The following is a 17,571-nucleotide window of genomic DNA, read 5'->3' on the forward strand; positions in this document are numbered from 1 at the left end:
CTTCACCGGAAGTTCAACCCCATCAGCAGGGTCAAAATGATCTGCGAAGGCACAGAGCGCATCTCGATTTTAGATATAGCGTTCATCCGCCGAGCAAGATCGTCATGGAAATTGCTCTCCACGACTTGATCGTTCTTGAAACTGATACCCCTGGTGGAACGCCACCCCAAATGCAATAGCGCCTTCCACCTGCGATTGCAATACCACCGATTTTGTGCGTATTTTGCGCCGTCTTCTTTAGCGCCAGCCCGCTTGGATGATCGCATGAGCGGAGATGGGCCGCACCGCCATATCAGTCACTTTTATCGCTCTGTCCGTGCGCTCCTCTTAGCGCCGCGACGTCCCGTTTGGGGGGAAGGCCGAATAAACGGCTGTACTCCCGACTGAACTGCGACGGGCTTTCATAGCCGACTTTGAACGCCGCCCGCGACACATCCAGGTGTTCATTTAACATCAAACGCCTCGCCTCGGCTAACCGTAGCCACTTTTGATACTGCAACGGGCTCATCGCTGTCAGCTGTCGAAAGTGCTGGTTGAATGTCGGCGTGCTCATTTGCACGCGGGTGGCGAGTTCCTCAATGCGAAGTGGCGAAGCGTAGTTCAGTTTAAGCCAGTCGATTGCCTTTGCGATGCGGTAGCCTTGGCCGTCGACGGAAGCAATTTGACGAAGTCTGGCCTCCTGATCGCTACTCAAAAGTCGATAGTGGATTTCGCGCTGTATGAGCGGCGCAAGTACTGAAATGGCCTGCGGCTCGTCCAGTAGCGCGATCAGCCTGGCGAATGGTTCAATGATCGCCGCCGTCGCTTCGCCAATACCGACGCTCGTGCCACTGCTGCGATTGCGTCGGGATGGCAAGTCGCCGTGAGCAATGAGTTCTGCTACGACGCGCAGGTCAAGCTTGAGCGTGATGCCCAAGCATGGCGTCAGCGCGTTGGCCGTTACGACTTCCGAGTCGGCCGGGAGATCCAATGACGTAATGAGAAGGCGGGATGTGTCGTATCGATAGGCCTGTCCGCCAAGCCAGAGCTGCTTGGCGCCTTGAACGACCACAACGATGCTGGGTTCGACCATACAGATCGTCGGGGCAGCAGGGACGTCGCGGCGAAAAAATGTCAGCCCGGGGATCGCGGTGGCGAAGTCCCCCGGTCCGGTGGTACGGGCGCCGATTGCCCTTGTCAAGCGCGTCAAGAGCGCTCCAGTTCCAGCGATGCTAAGCGGTGTAGAAGATGTGGACATATATATTTTTTCCTTTCGAACCGTCACTCTAGTACTTCGCGGACCGTCTGAGTCGGACTTTAGCGAGGTTCCATCGGATTAGGCATGAAATGCATCGGAATGCATCACTTTGAATGACGGTCTGGCCGGAAAATGCATCCGTTGATCACTTTTAAAGGAACCTCCATGAGAAAACTAATGTTGGCCTTCGGGCTATTGATTGCATCCCTCACCGCTATAGGAGCTGACATGTCAAACGGCGCAGACAATTTCTACAAAAGCGACAAGGTAACGGCCCAAAAGGTAACCTTCAAGGATCAGTACCAGATGAAGGTCGTCGGGAATCTTTTTCTCCCCAAGGGCGTTGATACAAAAGCTAGGAATCCGGCGATTATCGTTGGCCATCCGATGGGCGCGGTGAAGGAGCAGACCTCCAATCTGTATGCTCAGAAGCTCGCCGAGCAAGGCTTCGTGACTCTGGCAATTGACTTGCCGTTTTGGGGTGAAAGCGAAGGCCAGCCGCGCAACGCCGTCTTGCCGGAAATGTATTCGGAAGCTTTTAATGCCGCAGTGGACTTCCTTGGCACGCGTCCATTCGTCGACCGCGAACGGATCGGCGTGTTGGGCATCTGTGGCAGCGGCAGTTTTGCCATCAGCGCAGCCAAAATTGACCCACGGATGAAGGCCGTCGCCACGGTCAGCATGTATGACATGGGATCTGTCACCCGTAACGGCCTGCGTAAGGGCCAATCGATCGAGCAGCGCAAGGCGATGATCGCAGCGGCGGCGGAGCAGCGATACGTCGAATTCACCGGCGGGCCAACCAAGTGGGTTGACTACCTCCCGGTGCAGTTGCCAGCCGATGCCGACGGGCCTCGTCGGGAGTTCTATGATTTCTACCGTACGCCACGTGGCCAGTCCGTTCCGGCGGGCCGCACCGTTGAGCAGACCCAGAACCGACCGATCTCGAGTGAGGTGAAGTTCGCAAACTTCTACCCGTTTGAAGATATTGAGACCATTTCGCCGCGTCCGATGCTGTTCATAACCGGGGCTGAAGCCCATTCGCGCGAATTCAGCGAGGACGCCTACAAACGCGCTGGACAACCCAAGGAACTGTTCGTCGTTCCAGGCGCCGGCCACGTCGATCTGTATGACCGCGTGAACCTCATCCCGTTCGGCAAACTGGCTGAATTTTTCAGAATCAACTTGAAGTAATTGCTGCGCGCCCCGCTGCGATTGGCGGGGATCACTTGGAGTCTTAATGAAAACTTACGCATATGCCGCAACTGCGGCCAATACACCGCTGGCACCGTTTTCCTTCGAACGCCGTGCATTGCGCCGAAACGATGTAGCCATCGAGATTCTTTACTGCGGCGTCTGTCACTCCGACTTACACACGGCCCGCAATGACTGGTCCTGGACCAATTACCCTATCGTTGTGGGGCATGAAATTGTAGGGCGGGTGATTGAGGTCGGTCCGGATGTTACACGCCACAAGGTCGGGGACCACGTAGCCGTTGGTACCATGGTCGACAGTTGCCAGCATTGCGACCAATGCCACAAGGGTGAAGAGCAGCTCTGCCGAGAGGGCAATACACAAACCTTCGCGGGCGTGGACAGGATTACCGGCGAGCCAACCATGGGAGGCTATGCGAAGCACATCGTGGTGCGCGAGGAGTTCGTGTTACGCGTGCCAGCCGGACTCGATCTTGCCAAAGCGGGCCCGCTGCTGTGTGCGGGCGCGACCACCTATTCGCCCATGCGAACCTGGAATGTCGGGCCTGGAAGTCGCGTCGGCGTCATCGGAATGGGTGGCCTCGGTCACATGGCCATCAAGCTTGCCGTCGCACTCGGCGCACGTGTCACAGTGTTGAGCCGCTCTGCCGGCAAGCAAACGGATGCAAGCGAACTTGGTGCAGATCATTTCCTTCTCTCGGGGGATGCTCTTGCTATGGAAAAGGCCGCCTCCTCATTCGATCTCATCATTGATACGGTGCCGACCAAGCACGATCTCACGCCATATCTGCCACTGCTCGATGTGGATGGAACCTTGTGCGTGGTCGGCCAGATCGGCGCGCTAGACGAGCTGGACAGCCTGCCGCTTTTATTGGGGCGCCGGCGGATCGCCGGATCGGCAATCGCTGGTATTGCGCAGACGCAGGAAATGCTGGACTTTTGTGCCCGTATGAACGTTCTGCCGGAGGTGGAGATGATCCGGATCGACCAGATCAACGAGGCCTTCGAGCGACTGGAGCGTTCGGACGTTCGCTACCGCTTCGTCATCAACATGGCAACGTTGACAGAGTCGAAAACGGTAGCGTCATAGTTGGCAAGGCGACTGCATCCCCGCGTCGCCACAAACAAAATCGGCAATCCTAGCCCTTTACATATTTTCTTTTAAGCGAGTCAACTCAAATGAATAGATTGATGCTTAGCGTTGCCGTGTCGGTTTTATCTTTGTCCGCTCAGGCGCAAGGGTTTCGACTGACAAGCACCGATATACAACATGGCGAACAGGTGAAGGACGCTTATGTCTTGAACGGGTCCGGCTGTTCCGGAAAGGACTTGTCGCCTGAACTGTCGTGGTCTGGAGAGCCGGAGTCAACCAAGAGCTTTGCGGTCACCATGTTCGATTCAGATGCGCCAACCGGTAGCGGCTGGTGGCACTGGACGATCGTTAATATTCCCAAGAACGTACACAGCCTCGTACTAGATGCAGGCAACAAAAGCGGTGCGAATGTTCCTTCTGGCGCGGTCCAGGGGCGTACAGATTTTGGCCGGCCAGGCTACGGAGGGCCATGTCCGCCAGCCGGGGACAAAACCCATCACTATCACTTCAAAGTCTGGGCCATCAAGGTCGAAAGGTTGCCGATTGATAGTGAATCCAGTGGCGCTCTAGTTGGTTACCTGCTTAACACCAACAGTACTGCAACTGCGGAATTGGTTCCTATCTCTACACGGCAGTAGTACAGTTTTCGACGTCGAGGAGCACGTGGGCGGGCGGCACATCGCAAGATGTGCCGCTTGTATCTAAAGGAGCTACTTATGAAAATCGGCATTCTTGGGTCTGGCCTGATGGGAGCGACAATCGGTAGGGTTTTCGCCCGCATGGGACACGAAGTCATCTTCAGTTACGCGCGCAGCGAACAGAAGTTGCAAAACTTGGCTGCTGCTGCGGGGCCTGGCGCGCGCGCCGGTGTTCCGCGCGAAGCCGCCGAACAGGCGGAGGCGGTCGTGCTCTCCGTCCATTGGTCGCGCCTGGACGACGTCCTGGCGCAGGCCGGCGATTTGGCAGGGAAAATTGTACTGAGCTGTACCAATCCGCTCGATATGTCCAATCGCGAACTTGTAGTTGGCCACACCGACTCTGGCGCCGAAACCATCGCGCGAATGCTGCCCGACTGCCGGGTCGTTGCGGCTTTCCAAGCAACGCCGAGCGAGGTACTCGAGGACGTGTTCAACGCGCGCGAGGAGTCTCCCCGTCCTAGTTTGGTGTACCGCGGCGACGAGCGATCAAGCAAGCTGCGCGTGCATCAATTGATCGATGCATTTGGCTTTGCACCGATCGATGCGGGCCCTTTACGGATAGCACGCTATATCGAGCCGTTTGCGATGCTCGCTACCGCCCTTGCTTATGGCACGGATCAGGGCCCGGAATGGATCTATCGGTTCGAAAGATTCCATCGATGTAACGACGCGCGTTGAAGCGCGTCGCTTGCGATACGACTGCCGGTTTAGCCGCGCAGACCCCGGACGAAATCGGCAATCGCTGCGCCGACTTCATCCGGTGTGGTCTCCTGGATATAGTGGCCGCCCTTGACAGTCACCTCTGTCTGCTTAGGCCAGGCCTTCGCAATGTCATACAGCCGGTTGGTCAGAAGGTAGCCGGGTTCGGCGCGAATGAGCAGCTTGGGTATGTCGCTTTGAGCCAGCCAACGTGAATACTCCTCGGCGATTTTCACAGTGTGCGCCGGCTGCCCCTCCAGCGGCAAATCGAACGAAATCATTGGGCGGCGATCCTCGCCAGGATTGATGAAGGGCGCGCGGTACGTGGCTTTCTCCGCCTCGGAGAAGTCACGTGAGCGCAGCAGGAAACCTTCCAGGAAATCCAGCCCCTGCAGACTCGCTTCGAGTGCCTCGGGCGTGATGTGTTTGAGCTGTTGCTGGACATATTCGGGAAAATCGGACACTAGCAGCGGGGCGACGATCGACTCCATGTAGGCGATGCCCTGAACGCGCCCCCGATGCTGGTGCGCCCAATCGAACCCGAACATCGATCCCGTATCGTGCAGCACGAGTATGACCTCATCGCCGAGATCGAGGGCGTCCCACAGACCATGCAGATACTTGCGCTGTTCGTTGAAGCTGTAACGTGACGGACCGAGCGATGGATCGAGTTTCTCGGAATCGCCCATTCCCATAAAATCAGCCGCGATCAATCGTCCAAGCCCTTTGAGGTGCGGCATCACGTTGCGCCAAAGATAGGAGGAGGTTGGGTTGCCGTGCTGGAAAAGGATGGGTGGGCCTTCGCCCTCATCGATGTAGGCCATCGTATGGCCGTGAATGTCGAGGTATTTCTTGGCGGCGAAAGGCAACTCCAAAGATTTATTTTCATGATGCGTCATGATTTCTCCATTGTTTGTGAGGTTATGCGTAGCCGCAGCTTATCGCGCGGAATCGATGATCATTCCACCATCGGGCGTAAGGCTGTAGCCTGTGATGAACTGCGCGTCTTTGGTTGCGAGGAATAGGACGACTGGCGCTACATCCTCCTCCGGCGATCCGTATCGGGAAAGTGCGTTGGCCGGTGGTGGCATACCGGATGCGCCCCACGTGTCTGCAATCGGCAAAATATTGTTTACAGTGATTTTATCGGCACCCCATTCGCGCGCTGCGGACCGGGTCAGCGCGCGCACGGCCTCTTTAGCCATGTTGTAGGGGCCGTAGTCCACCATGCCAAGTATTCCTGCCAACGAGGCGAAGTTAATGACGCGACCTTCGCCACTGGCCTTAAGGTAGGGATAGCAAGCTTGCATCGTCCGCAGGTAAGCGATTGGCCCCATATCAAAATTGCGTTGTAGTTGCTCGACCGAGAGATCGAGAATGGAGGATGAAACCGAAGACGGATCGAAAGCATTGTTCACGAGGATATCGATGCGGCCCCAGGTACTGGCCACAGTGTCCACCGCGCTCTGGATCTGGTCTGCATCGCTGACGTCGCAACGCACGCCGATCGCCGTCCCGCCGGCGGCTTCGATGTCGGCCACTACAGCATCGATGTTCGCTTGCGTCAACGATAGAACTGCTACCTTTGCTCCTTCGGCGGCGAACAGTTTAGCTGTCGCACGGCCAATTCCGCGTCCGGCGCCGACGATAATTGCTACTTTTTCATTCAGTCGAGTCATAGAATGTCTTCCTTTAGTTGACAGGTGTTTGGATAATTGTCGCGCCCGGAGCATAGGGCGACTGCGGTTCGCGAGCCGTGTTTTGCGTTGCGAAGGAGAGCACCAAAAAGACGAGTCCGGCGGCTGCTGGAATTGCGCCTTTCGGCTTGCGAACACCCAGATGAGCCAGCCCCGACAGGATCAGGTGATAGAACATGCCGGCATAGGCGAGATCACTGAGCGCTACATTGAAATGCAGGAGAATCGCAGCAGGGCCGAGAATCTTCACCACGATCATGAATGGCACGAGGTTTGGTGCGGTGTAACCTAATTCCGCTTGCGCTTGTCTAACGAAGTCGCGCTTGGTGAGGTACATAAAAGCGGAGGCGAAGTAGAGTAGTGACAGCAGGGTGGTACTGATCCAGTAGGTGTATGTGACAGTCATGAGAATTTCCTAATCAAGTGTTTTAATTCGACATGCATGCAGGTTATCGACTAAGATGAATACCTACAAGTAGGATGAAAAAATGGGGCTTAGTATGGAAAACCTGACTAATGAGGGAGTTCCGGTGAACATGCATGAGGAGATGCGTCGAGCATTCTCCTTGCTCTCCGGGAAATGGAAGCTTGAAATCATGTGGTTGCTGAATCAGCGTCTATATCGTTTTGGTGAGCTTCGCAAGGAGATCCCGGGAATCACTCAACATATGCTGACTGCTCAGCTGCGGGAGCTGGAGGCTGATGGCTTGGTGTTGCGCACGGTGTTCGCGGAAGTGCCACCGCGAGTCGAATACGAGATTACGCAAAAGGCCCGGGGGCTTGGGCCGACGATGGAGGCGCTTACTGCCTGGTGGAGCGAGTATGGCAGGACCGTGCCGGACAGATCTGCCATGCGTGGTCGCAAAGCCAAGGTGACGAGTTCTTAGATTAATTGACTCGGCCGCGATGCGGGACTGCTACCCGGGCACAAAGATCTGCTCCACTTTCCTGTGGAAACGTTCAAGATAGGGATTGAAATCCTGTTTTCGTGACACCATGGCCAATTTAAGCTCAGCAAGGCCGGGAACGGTGGGTCTGATTACCACGCTGGCTGGAAGGTCCAAAGTCCCTGGCGCCACCAGGCAAACTCCGGACCCTGTTGAAGCAAGACCAATTTGTCCGGAAACATTGGTAATTCTGGCTGGATGCAAGACCGGTTCCACGCCGATATCCCGAAAACCTTTCATCTGATGATCGTAATGCATGGGATGCTGTTCGCGCGGCAGCAAGATGATTGGTACACCTTTGAGCTGTTCCGGGAGAATTTCCGATTTGCCGGCCAAGGGATGTGATTCGGCCAGACACAACTGATAAGCGACCTGGTGGATAATCCGGATATCTACGTCCGGGGGCAACTCTCTTGGACTCGGAATCGATAAAAATGCTGTGGTTATTTCGCCGCTTGCCAAGGCCACACACATTTGCTGCGCTGTCATTTCATGGATTTGTAGATCGGCTCCGGGACACTCCTGCTGGAATTCCCTGATTAGCAGCTGGATCTGCGGATACGATTGGTAACTAGGGACCGCGATACACAGTTTGTGCGGCGATGCCCCATGCATGGACGCGATGGACGTGGTGATCGAATTCAGGATGTCGGTTACCGTCGCTTGCAGTTGCAGGCCGCAGGGTGTGAGCACGGCACCGCTGCTGTTGCGATCCAATAAAATAAGCTCCAGGTTCTGTTCCAGTTGTGTCATTTGCTGACTCAACGTGGGCTGGCTGATGTTTAAATCGGCCGCTGCTTTTCTAAAGTTGCGAAAGTAGGCAAGGCGTTCAAAGTAGATGAGCTGTCGCAGGCTAATTCGGCGCAACAAGTGCAAATACCGTTCATCATTGCGCCTGAGGTTCATTGTACTGTTCACAGTCCATAGTTTGGTGTGTGCCGATTTAAGATCGCAACAGGTGTCGCTAACTACTTTGGCGCTCCAGCGGGCGCGCTCGTCAGTACGTCATCGTCACTACTCCAGGCGGGCGACGTGATCGCATAAAACTCCAGCGGTACGCCCTTCGTCGCCCGGATGGAGCGCACGATGTCTGGTTGGATAACGACGTAGGAACCGGGGCGGACAGGCTGGGCCGTGCCATTCGTCCAGACTTCGCCTTCGCCGTTGAGCACAAAAAATGATTCCTCGCCAACCTTGTTGTGACTCCACGCACTGGCCTTGCCAGGCTCCAGGCGGAACAGTGCGACACTGACTTTGTCGCTGCGCGCGCCGACCGGGGCGCTCCTCCCACTGAGTTCACGCAACGTTACGCCAGGGGCGCTTGCGATGACCGGCAAGCTGTCTGGATGTAATACCGGTGGCAACTCGGCTGCCGAAGTAACGGCTGGCGCCACTGCTAAAAGCAAAACCTGCAAGTTCTTATTCATTTTATTGAAGCGATATGTAATGGATAACAAGCATCACTGGTTGAACAGTGACGCCCACCGGTTGATTCTATCGAGTATTTACGGACCAGCCAACCGCTTCCCGCGCCCGATCTGTTCGCAAACTGAAAAGCCGCAGCTTATCAACGGCCATTAACGCGATTTAATGAACGGCGTGCCCACTGCTTTGGGCGCCACCGACTTGGCCATCAAACCGGCCAGCACGATCACGGTCAGCACGTACGGCACCATCTGGATCATCGCGCCCGGCAGGCGGCCGATGCCCGGCAGTTCCACGCCTTCGATCTGGATTTGCACCGCGCCGAAGAAGCCGAACATCAGGCAGCCCAGGAAGGTGTACAGCGGACGCCAGTTACCGAACACCATGGCCGTCAACGCCAGATAGCCGGCGCCGGCCGACATGTCGCGCAGGAAGAAGCCGCTCTGCACGATCGACAGGTAGGCGCCCGCGAACGAGCACAGGAAACCGGCGATCAGCATCGCCATGTAGCGCTGGCGCTCGACGCTCACGCCCGCCGCGTCGGCCGCGTGCGGGTTCTCGCCGCAGGCGCGCAGGCGCAGGCCGAAGCGGCTGTGATAAACGATCCAGTGCACCAGCGGCACCAGCGCGAAGGCCATGTACACCAGCACCGAATGGCCGCCGATCAGGTGCGCGTACACCCAGCCGATGACGGGGATGCCCTCGACCGCCGCCGTCCCCGGTAGCACCACGTCGAACAGGCGCGCCGACCCGAGGTCCGGCGTGCGGCCGCCCTGCTGGAAGATGTACTGCGCCACCACGAAGGTCAGGCCGCTCATGGCGATGTTGATGGCGATGCCGGCCACCAGCTGGTTGCCCTTCTGGGTGATGGCGATGTAGGCCTGCAGGCTGGCCAGCAGCATCGATACCACGATGCCGGCCACCACGCCGTACCACGGATTCTGCGTGGTGAAGGCGACGGCTGCCGAGACGAAGGCCGACGCCAGGATCTTGCCTTCGAGGCCGATGTCGATCACGCCCGAGCGCTCGGCGAACAGGCCGGCCATGCCGGCGAAAATCAGCACCGGCGCGTTGCGCACGGTCGATACCAGGATACTGCCGATATGGAGGTCGTCAAAAGTCATAGTGTCCTCACTTCTTCAGTTTGAGCATTGTGGCGATCACCGGCGCGTACAGGTTTTCCATCGCGCCGCAGAACAGGATGATCAATCCCTGCACCAGGATCACCGTCTCCGGCGGGATGTTCTGCTTCTCCAGCGACAGGTCGAAGCCGCCCTGGGTCAATGCGCCGAACAGCACCGCCGACAGGAAGATGCCGACCGGATGCTGGCGGCCCATCAGCGCGATGGCGATGCCGATGAAGCCCGCGCCGCCGACGAAGTTGAGCGACAGGTAGTGGGTCGAGCCCATGATGGGGTTGACCGAACCGAGACCGGCCAGCGCCCCCGAGATCAGCATGACGATGATGATCATCTTGCTGATGCGGATGCCCGCGTAGTGGGCGGCGTGTTTATTGAGCCCCGTGGCGCGCAGCTTGAAGCCCCACGAGGAGCGCGACACCACCACGCCGTAGATCACCAGCGCGATGATCGCCAGGAAGAAGCTGATGTTGAGCGGCGTCTCGCCCAGCGCCGGGAACCATTGGTTCAGGCGCGGCATTTCGGCGGCGGCCGAGAAGGCGCGGCTGGCCGGATTTTGCTCGCCCGGCGGCACCAGTTTGACGATCACGGTGTTCATCAGTGCGGCGGCGATGTAGTTGAACATGATGGTGGTGACCACCACGTGGCTGCCGCGCTTCGCCTGCAGATAGCCGGGCACGAAGGCCCACAGTGCGCCGAACAGCGCCGCGCCGATCATGCCGACCGGGATCAGCACCAGCGCCGGCAGGGTGCTGTCGAAGGTCAGCATGGCCAAGGTCAGGCCAAGGCCGGCGAAGTACATCTGGCCTTCGGCGCCGATGTTGAACAGGCCCGCCTCCATGGCGATCGACACGGCCAGGCCGGTGAAGATGAAGGTCGAGGCGTAGAACAGCGTGTAGCTCAAGCCCTCCGGATTGACGACGGCGCTGTTGATCAGGATCGCCAGCGATTCGGTCGGGCTCTCGCCCAGCAGGTGGATCACCAGCGCGGTCACCAGCAGTGCCGACAGCAGGTTCAGTAGGGGCAGGGCAAACGCGGTCGCCCAGCGTGGCAGGTCTTTGTTCATGATTTGTGCATTCCGCCCATCAGCAAGCCGATACGGGTCGTGTCGAATTCTTCAATTTTCAGTTCGCCGGTGATGCGGCCGCCGCACATGACGAGGATGCGGTCCGCCAGCGCGCGCACCTCCTCCAGCTCCACCGACACCAGCAGGATCGCCACGCCGGAGTCGCGCAGGGCCAGCAGCTGTTTGTGGATGCTCTCGATGGTGCCGATGTCGACGCCGCGCGTGGGCTGGCCGACCAGCATCAGCTTGGGCTGCGCCAGCACTTCGCGCGCGATCACCACTTTTTGCTGGTTGCCGCCGGAGAGCAGGCCGATACGCAGGTCGTGGTTATCGGGACGCACGTCGAAGCTTTTCAGCAGCGCGTCGCAGCGCGCCGCGATGGCTTTGAAGTTGAGCAGGCCCCATTTGTTTTTCAGCTTGTCCTGGTAGCCGAGGATGGTGTTGTGCATGACCGAGAAGGCCTTGACGACGCCGTCGCGCAGGCGGTCCTCCGGCACGTGGGCGATGCCCAGTTCGCGGAAGGTGCGCGGCAGGCCGTCCGGGTCGGAGCGGCCGGCGTAGGGCAGGTCCTTGCCGAGGAATTCCAGCTTGCCGGACGTCGGCAGGCGCATGCCCGACAGGATTTCCATCAATTCGCTCTGGCCGTTGCCGGAGACGCCCGCGATGGCGACGATCTCGCCGGCGCGCAGGGTAAAGCCGATGTCGGCCAGCAGCTTGACCTGTTGGTCATCGCTGAGCTGCAGGTTCTCGACGCGCAGCACCGGCGCGCCCGGGTTGTACGGCGCGCGCGGCAGGTTGTTCTCGATCGGCCGGCCGACCATCATGTTGGCCAGGGCTTCCTTGGTGGTGCCGGCGGTCGGCACGGCGCCGATCACGCGGCCGCCGCGCATCACGGTGACGGTGTCGGTGATGTCGAGGATTTCCTGCAGCTTGTGGGTGATCAGGATGATGGTCTTGCCCTGTTCCTTGAACAGGCGCAGGATCTCGAACAGCGACGCGGTCTCCTGCGCCGTCAGCACGGCGGTCGGCTCGTCGAGGATCAGGATGTTGGCGCTGCGGTAGATCTGCTTGAGGATCTCGACGCGCTGCTGCGCGCCCACCGACAGGTCGTGGATGGTGGCCAGCGGATCGACGTCGAGCTGGTAGCGCGCGCAGATCTCGCGCAACTTCGCCTCGACGGCGGCGCGCTTGGATTGAAGCTTGAAACCGCCCTCGCTGCCTAGCATGACGTTGTCGAGCACCGTCATGTTCTCGACCAGCATGAAGTGCTGGTGCACCATGCCGATGCCGAGGGCGATCGCCTCCTGGCTGTTGTGGATGCGGCGCGCCTGGCCGTCGAGCAGGATCTCCCCGCCGTCGGCGCGGTAGTAGCCGTACAGGATACTCATCAGGGTCGATTTGCCGGCGCCGTTCTCGCCCACCAGGCCGTGGATCGATCCCTTGGCGATGGCGAAGCTGACGTCCGTGTTCGCTTTGACAGCTCCGAAATGCTTGGAGATGCCGCGAAATTCCACCACAGTCAGCATGCTTACCGCCCGCCAGGAATTTGCGACAACCGATACAGGACGGCCAAGATCAATTTGACCAAGTCGCGGGCACCGATGGAGGCATACTTCAGGGTCTGCTCGTGAGATAGTGTAAATGGTGACAGACCTTCTGCCAGGTTGGTCACCACGGACACACCAATCACCTTCAGGGAACAATGACGCGCCGAGATGACCTCGGGTACGACGGACATGCCGACGACATCAGCCCCTAACTGCTTCATCATGCGTATTTCGGCCGCCGTCTCGAAGTTTGGGCCGGTGCACGCGAGATACACGCCCTCATGCAGGGTGATGGCGATCGCGGCCGCCGTTTCCTTCACGAACTCGCGCAAGTCGGCATCGTAGGCGTTGGCCAAGCTGAAAAACCGTGGACCGAAGCGGTCATCGTTGGGGCCGATCATCGGCGTGCCTGGTAACAAATTTATGTGGTCCGTCAGCAGCAACAGGCTCCCCGCATCGACTTCCGTGCACAGCGATCCGGCGGCGTTCGTTACGAGCAGGATTTCGCAGCCGAGCAGCTTGACGGTTCGCACGGCGCTGGTCATGACGCCCGCGCCATAGCCCTCGTAAAAGTGCGCTCTGCCCCTGAAGCAAACGACTTGTACCGTGCCCAGTGTTCCGAGTATCAGTTCACCGGCGTGCCCGTGTACCGTGCTGATCGGGAACCCTGGTAGCGCATCGTAAGGGATGACGACTGCGTCCGTCATCTGCTCGGCCAACATGCCTAAGCCCGAACCGAGGATCAGTGCGACACGGGGGGTGAAGCCTGGTTTCTTTGCGCGGATAATATCCGCAGCCTGAAAGGGGGTATTGGTCAGCATGCGATGTCTCATTTGTCGCGGGGATGAACCGCCGTTGTGGCGGGCACCATGCCCGCCGTGGTTTGGCCAAGTGGCTTAAAACGATGCCTTGAGCTGCAAACCGAGGACGCGCGGATCGTTGACGAAGGCGGTGCGGTTCTGAAAATCTATACCACCGACCGCCACCACTTTGTCGGTAATGTTGCGACCAAACGCGGCAATTTCGTACCTGCCATTGCGCCATTTATAACCGATTCTCAGACCGCCTTCGAGCAGGGACTTGCCGGTGAATTCGGTCGAGTTATACAGGAAGAAGTTCACACTGCTGCGATACGACCAGTCGGTGGAGACGAAGAACTCATCGCTATTGGCCAGCGGCACGCGGTAGTCCAGCGAAGCGTTGGCAATCCAGCGTGGCGCTTGTGGCAGGCTGTTGCCATCGACGGAATACAGGCCGGGGCGGACCTGCGAGCTGAGCATTGTACAGGCGGCGCAGCCAGCAACGAGTAAGTTCGGATCTTGGATTTGGGTAAAGTTATAGCTGGTCCCGAGTGTTAGGCGGAGACCTGGCGCCAGTTGTGCGTCGAGATCCATTTCCACACCATGGCCGGCCGTTTTTGCCGCGTTGACCAGTTGAATAGCGTTCGAAGCGCCGCCCACCGCAGTCAATTGCTGGTTTTTCACGCGATATCGGTAAACGCTGAAGTTCGCCCTCGCGCGCTTGTCGAACAGGTCCGATTTGATCCCTGCCTCGTAGGAGGTCAGCGTCTCCGCGTCGGCTACCGTGATCGGTACCGATGCCGATGGCGCAGCGATGCTCGGTGCGCGGAACCCGGTGGCGATGCGCGCATAGACGTTGACGTTGGGGCTGAGAGTGTAGACTGCGTTGGTGTCCCAGTTGAACTTGGACTTGCTTTTGCTGATGCTACCTGGACCGGTGAAGCTGATATTTTCGGCGCGTTGCGTACTGAAGTCCTTGTTATCGCGCGTGTAGCGCATGCCTCCGCTCAGTTTGAGATTTTCTGTGAGGTCATAATTCAGCGCGCCGAACACGCCATATGCCTTGTTCTTCTGGTGGTTTTGGAGGTAACCGGTACGCTGGTTAGTGACGCTGTCGAAGTCAATGTTCTCCGCGCTTACATCCTCATCGAAGTAGTACGATCCAGCTTGCCAGTTGAGTGCGTCGTCGTTCTTCGACTCGATTCGAAATTCCTGCGTGAACTGTCTGTGATCGCCCACACCGGCGCCCGACTGGACCTGGAAAGGGATAAAGCCGGGGCCGCTTGGGGTGCCGCCATCAATGTCGCCAACGGTCAGGTATTTTGCGATGGTTTCATAGCCGGTGATGGAGTAGAGCTTATAGCGCTCGATGTTCCAGCTAAGGTTGACGCTGCCGCCGGCGCTGCGGAGGGTTTGCGTGTTTTCGCCATTGGTTGTGATGCGGGCGGGATCGAAACCATCAACCAGGTCATTCGAGCCGAGCTTGATGGCGTTGGCGCGGAATAGTTGGGAGCTACCGTTCGTGGCTCGGCTATGCAGGTTGAACAGCGCGCGGAAAGCGCGGTCTGGGCGGTAAAGTACCTGCAGGCGCTCGGCATGTTCGTTATAGCCTGCCATCCGGGGGGGAGGGCCGCCGCCATCATTGCGGACCCAGTCATCGCGATGCTGCGCCAGCGCTGAAAAGCGCAGCGCCCATTGATCGCTGAGCGGGAGATTGATCGCGCCTTCCAGATTGGCGGTGTTGTGCGTGCCATCGGACACGCTGACATAGCCAGATTGCTTGCCCAGTACTGGTTTGGCCGAGTCGAACTTGACCACCCCGGCTGGAGTGTTACGTCCGAAGAGACTACCTTGCGGTCCGCGCATGACCTCGACGCCGGCGAGGTCGAACATGGGGAAGCCCTTCAGAATGGCGTTTTCCTGCACCACGTCATCCAGGATCAGCGAAACAGGCTGCGAGGCGAAAATCGAGAAGTCGGTGTTGCCGTAACCTCGGAGGTAGAAACGTGGAAAAGTGCGACCATTCGACGATTCAATGTTTAGGCTCGGAATTTTGGCCGCAAGCACACGGATATCCTGCCCGCCAGAGGTCAAAGTGTTGATGGTTTCTGGGGTCACCACCGACACGGATACCGGGACGTCTTTGATCATTGCTTCGCGCCGCTGCGCCGTCACCATCACCGTCTGCAATTGTAGCGGGCTGGATGCCTGTTCCAGCGCCGGCTCCGCCACGGGGGAGCTCTGGTTGTCCGATTGGGCTTGTGCCAACGTGGCCCAGAAAGGCAGCGCGGCGCCGACACTGAATACGATGGCTCTGGCGCGTATGGTTGCGCGCGGTTTGACACTCCGGTTCATTTCTTTCTCCAGTGAATAGCGGGAATTTTCTGAAACCGTCCGGTATCAGGTCCAGGCCTGTAGCGCCAAAAGGGCGATGTCTTGCTCGATATTAGAGGCGACCGGGTGTACTCCGCTGGTCAGGCCCCGTCCTTTTAAAGCCATTTGTTCGAGGCTTAGTGACTGAAGGGCCAAACCTAAATCCATGATTTCGATCGGGTTTCCATCCCCTGCGGATAGGTTGACCAGATTCCCGTCCGCGATAACAAATACACGACGTCCATCGACGAACTGGTATTCCTTGACGAACGGACGCAGGACATTGACGGAAACAGCCGCAGTAGTTAAAGCGGGCAAATCGATCTCGGACGAAAAATGTCCCGCATTCGCTATGATGCAACCGTTTTTCAATCGATTGAGTGAGTCGAGCGTCAGGGCGTTGTCTCTGCCGGTCACAGTGATCAGGATTTCCGCCGACTCAAGGCAATCCTCTAACGCTGCCGTTCGAAAACCTTCGAGATGCGCCTCGAGCCGGCGCATCGGATCTGAGTCAACAACTATGACGTGGGCTCCCATTCCCCGGAACCGCTGCGCGACGCCTGATCCGCAGTATCCATACCCCACCACCACCACGGACTTCCCGTGTAGCATGACATTTGTAGCGCGCATGAATCCGTCGACGACCGAACTCCCGACGCCGTAGCGATTTTCGACGATTTGCTTAGCTTGAGTATCGTTAATAACCCAAGTGGCGAATTTAAAGCTGACATTGTCTTCCCGTAGGCGGAATCCACCGGTCGTCGTCTCTTCAGTGCTGCCGCAAATAGTGCCGGACAACGAAGCGAATTCCTGCTCCTGATATAGCATCATTAAAAGGTCAGCCCCATTGTCCGCGATAATATCCGGACTTGAGCGCAAGACTGCTCGGCAATGAGCATCGTGCTCCTTGCGTGTATCGCTCTTTTTCCCCAATACATTAATGAGGGGGTTTTCATTGAGGGCGGCGGCAACGTCGTCTTGAGTTGTTCCCGGGCTGCCTGTAATAACAATCTCAGCGCCACCTGCGGTCAACGCATCTAGCCAAACTCCAGTCTTTGCCTCGACGTGGAGACAAATGCCGATTTTAAAGCCATCGAAAGGCTTCTCGGTTAAAAACCGCTGACGGATGCTAGCTAATATAGGCATGTGGGCGCGGGCCCATTCGATCCGGTCATTGCCGGACTTGACTAAATCTATATTTGATATGTTCATGTTTTATGTTCTTGTAAATATTTTTAGGCTAATTTAGAAGCTTTAGATGGTCTGTTGGCATGAATGGCTTTCCGTTATTTTTAAATTGAAATTTCAAAAATATTGAAGGACACCTAGCGACATATTTTGGCAACAACGCATATTGAGTATTTTTGAAATCAGCATGGAGACGTCGAGTTGTGATTAATAATATATCCGGTAATGGAAGTGCTTTCCACTTGTTATTTCCTAATGCTGATAGCCGCTATCTATCGCTTATGCTCCTCGACGGTATTGCAAATGGTGAGGGTTAGTCGATCTTTTGGTGGAATCATCGAATTCAATTAAGAAATCAGCCACAACAGCGGTTTTGCGCACTGCACTGCGTGAAGGCGTGCAGGATCGCCGCACCCGTATTGAATTTCACGGCAGCGTGAAAGCGTG

At 57.6% G+C, this 17,571-nt stretch carries 17 protein-coding genes; 5 read left to right on the forward strand and 12 right to left on the reverse strand.

Translation table 11 applies throughout. The annotated features are described in order from the left end of the window. Positions 1-292: 292 nt before the first annotated feature. Complete coding sequence (locus AC07P1_RS14580) at positions 293-1,237, reverse strand: AraC family transcriptional regulator (protein WP_494696494.1); 945 nt, start codon at positions 1,235-1,237, stop codon at positions 293-295. Positions 1,238-1,465: 228 nt separating this feature from the next. On the opposite strand from AC07P1_RS14580, the gene AC07P1_RS14585 reads away from it, so the two are divergent. From AC07P1_RS14585 to AC07P1_RS14600, 4 genes are all read left to right on the forward strand, one after another. Next, positions 1,466-2,431 carry an alpha/beta hydrolase gene (locus AC07P1_RS14585; RefSeq protein ID WP_494696495.1) on the forward strand — a complete coding sequence of 322 codons (966 nt, stop codon included), beginning with the start codon at positions 1,466-1,468 and terminating at the stop codon, positions 2,429-2,431. A gap of 46 nt (positions 2,432-2,477) precedes the next feature. Beyond that, a complete protein-coding gene (locus AC07P1_RS14590) occupies positions 2,478-3,542 on the forward strand; it encodes an NAD(P)-dependent alcohol dehydrogenase (RefSeq protein ID WP_494696496.1) in 1,065 nt (354 codons plus the stop codon). Between the two features lie 89 nt (positions 3,543-3,631). Continuing rightward, positions 3,632-4,183 (forward strand): YbhB/YbcL family Raf kinase inhibitor-like protein, encoded by a 552-nt coding sequence (locus tag AC07P1_RS14595; protein WP_494696497.1) that lies wholly within the window; start codon positions 3,632-3,634, stop codon positions 4,181-4,183. Between the two features lie 78 nt (positions 4,184-4,261). Beyond that, positions 4,262-4,921: an NADPH-dependent F420 reductase gene (locus AC07P1_RS14600; protein ID WP_494696498.1), complete on the forward strand. Its 660-nt coding sequence runs from the start codon at positions 4,262-4,264 to the stop codon at positions 4,919-4,921. Positions 4,922-4,950: 29 nt separating this feature from the next. Here the strand turns inward: AC07P1_RS14600 and AC07P1_RS14605 are convergent, their stop codons facing one another. The 3 genes from AC07P1_RS14605 to AC07P1_RS14615 are packed head-to-tail and all read right to left on the reverse strand — an operon-like array spanning position 4,951 to position 7,045. Further along, entirely contained in the window at positions 4,951-5,841 is an 891-nt protein-coding gene (locus AC07P1_RS14605) for a haloalkane dehalogenase (protein WP_494696499.1), read from the reverse strand. Between the two features lie 39 nt (positions 5,842-5,880). Continuing rightward, entirely contained in the window at positions 5,881-6,621 is a 741-nt protein-coding gene (locus AC07P1_RS14610) for an SDR family NAD(P)-dependent oxidoreductase (RefSeq protein ID WP_494696500.1), read from the reverse strand. A gap of 13 nt (positions 6,622-6,634) precedes the next feature. Beyond that, positions 6,635-7,045 (reverse strand): DoxX family protein, encoded by a 411-nt coding sequence (locus AC07P1_RS14615; protein ID WP_494696501.1) that lies wholly within the window; start codon positions 7,043-7,045, stop codon positions 6,635-6,637. A 94-nt stretch (positions 7,046-7,139) separates the two neighbouring features. On the opposite strand from AC07P1_RS14615, the gene AC07P1_RS14620 reads away from it, so the two are divergent. Beyond that, positions 7,140-7,526, forward strand: coding sequence for a winged helix-turn-helix transcriptional regulator (locus tag AC07P1_RS14620; RefSeq protein WP_494696502.1), 387 nt, complete (start codon positions 7,140-7,142; stop codon positions 7,524-7,526). Positions 7,527-7,556: 30 nt separating this feature from the next. Here AC07P1_RS14620 and AC07P1_RS14625 read toward each other — a convergent pair whose 3' ends face one another. From AC07P1_RS14625 to AC07P1_RS14660, 8 genes are all read right to left on the reverse strand, one after another. Then, positions 7,557-8,492, reverse strand: a complete 936-nt coding sequence (locus AC07P1_RS14625; protein ID WP_494696503.1) for a LysR family transcriptional regulator — start codon at positions 8,490-8,492, stop codon at positions 7,557-7,559. 62 nt (positions 8,493-8,554) lie between these two features. Beyond that, entirely contained in the window at positions 8,555-9,043 is a 489-nt protein-coding gene (locus tag AC07P1_RS14630) for a cupin domain-containing protein (RefSeq protein ID WP_494696504.1), read from the reverse strand. A 120-nt stretch (positions 9,044-9,163) separates the two neighbouring features. Then, entirely contained in the window at positions 9,164-10,135 is a 972-nt protein-coding gene (locus AC07P1_RS14635) for an ABC transporter permease (protein ID WP_494696505.1), read from the reverse strand. 7 nt (positions 10,136-10,142) lie between these two features. After that, entirely contained in the window at positions 10,143-11,216 is a 1,074-nt protein-coding gene (locus AC07P1_RS14640; protein ID WP_494696506.1) for an ABC transporter permease, read from the reverse strand. After that, the gene (locus AC07P1_RS14645; protein WP_494696507.1) at positions 11,213-12,742 is read right to left on the reverse strand and encodes an ABC transporter ATP-binding protein; all 1,530 of its coding nucleotides are present in this window, start codon (positions 12,740-12,742) and stop codon (positions 11,213-11,215) included. The genes AC07P1_RS14640 and AC07P1_RS14645 overlap by 4 nt, the downstream gene beginning before the upstream one ends. A gap of 2 nt (positions 12,743-12,744) precedes the next feature. After that, positions 12,745-13,584: a xanthosine phosphorylase gene (xapA, locus tag AC07P1_RS14650; protein WP_494696508.1), complete on the reverse strand. Its 840-nt coding sequence runs from the start codon at positions 13,582-13,584 to the stop codon at positions 12,745-12,747. Between the two features lie 75 nt (positions 13,585-13,659). Then, entirely contained in the window at positions 13,660-15,918 is a 2,259-nt protein-coding gene (locus tag AC07P1_RS14655; protein WP_494696509.1) for a TonB-dependent receptor, read from the reverse strand. Between the two features lie 45 nt (positions 15,919-15,963). Then, positions 15,964-17,148, reverse strand: coding sequence for an adenosylhomocysteinase (locus tag AC07P1_RS14660; protein WP_494696510.1), 1,185 nt, complete (start codon positions 17,146-17,148; stop codon positions 15,964-15,966). Positions 17,149-17,571 lie beyond the last annotated feature (423 nt).

The organism is Duganella sp. GW821-FHT07F09 (assembly GCF_059418705.1).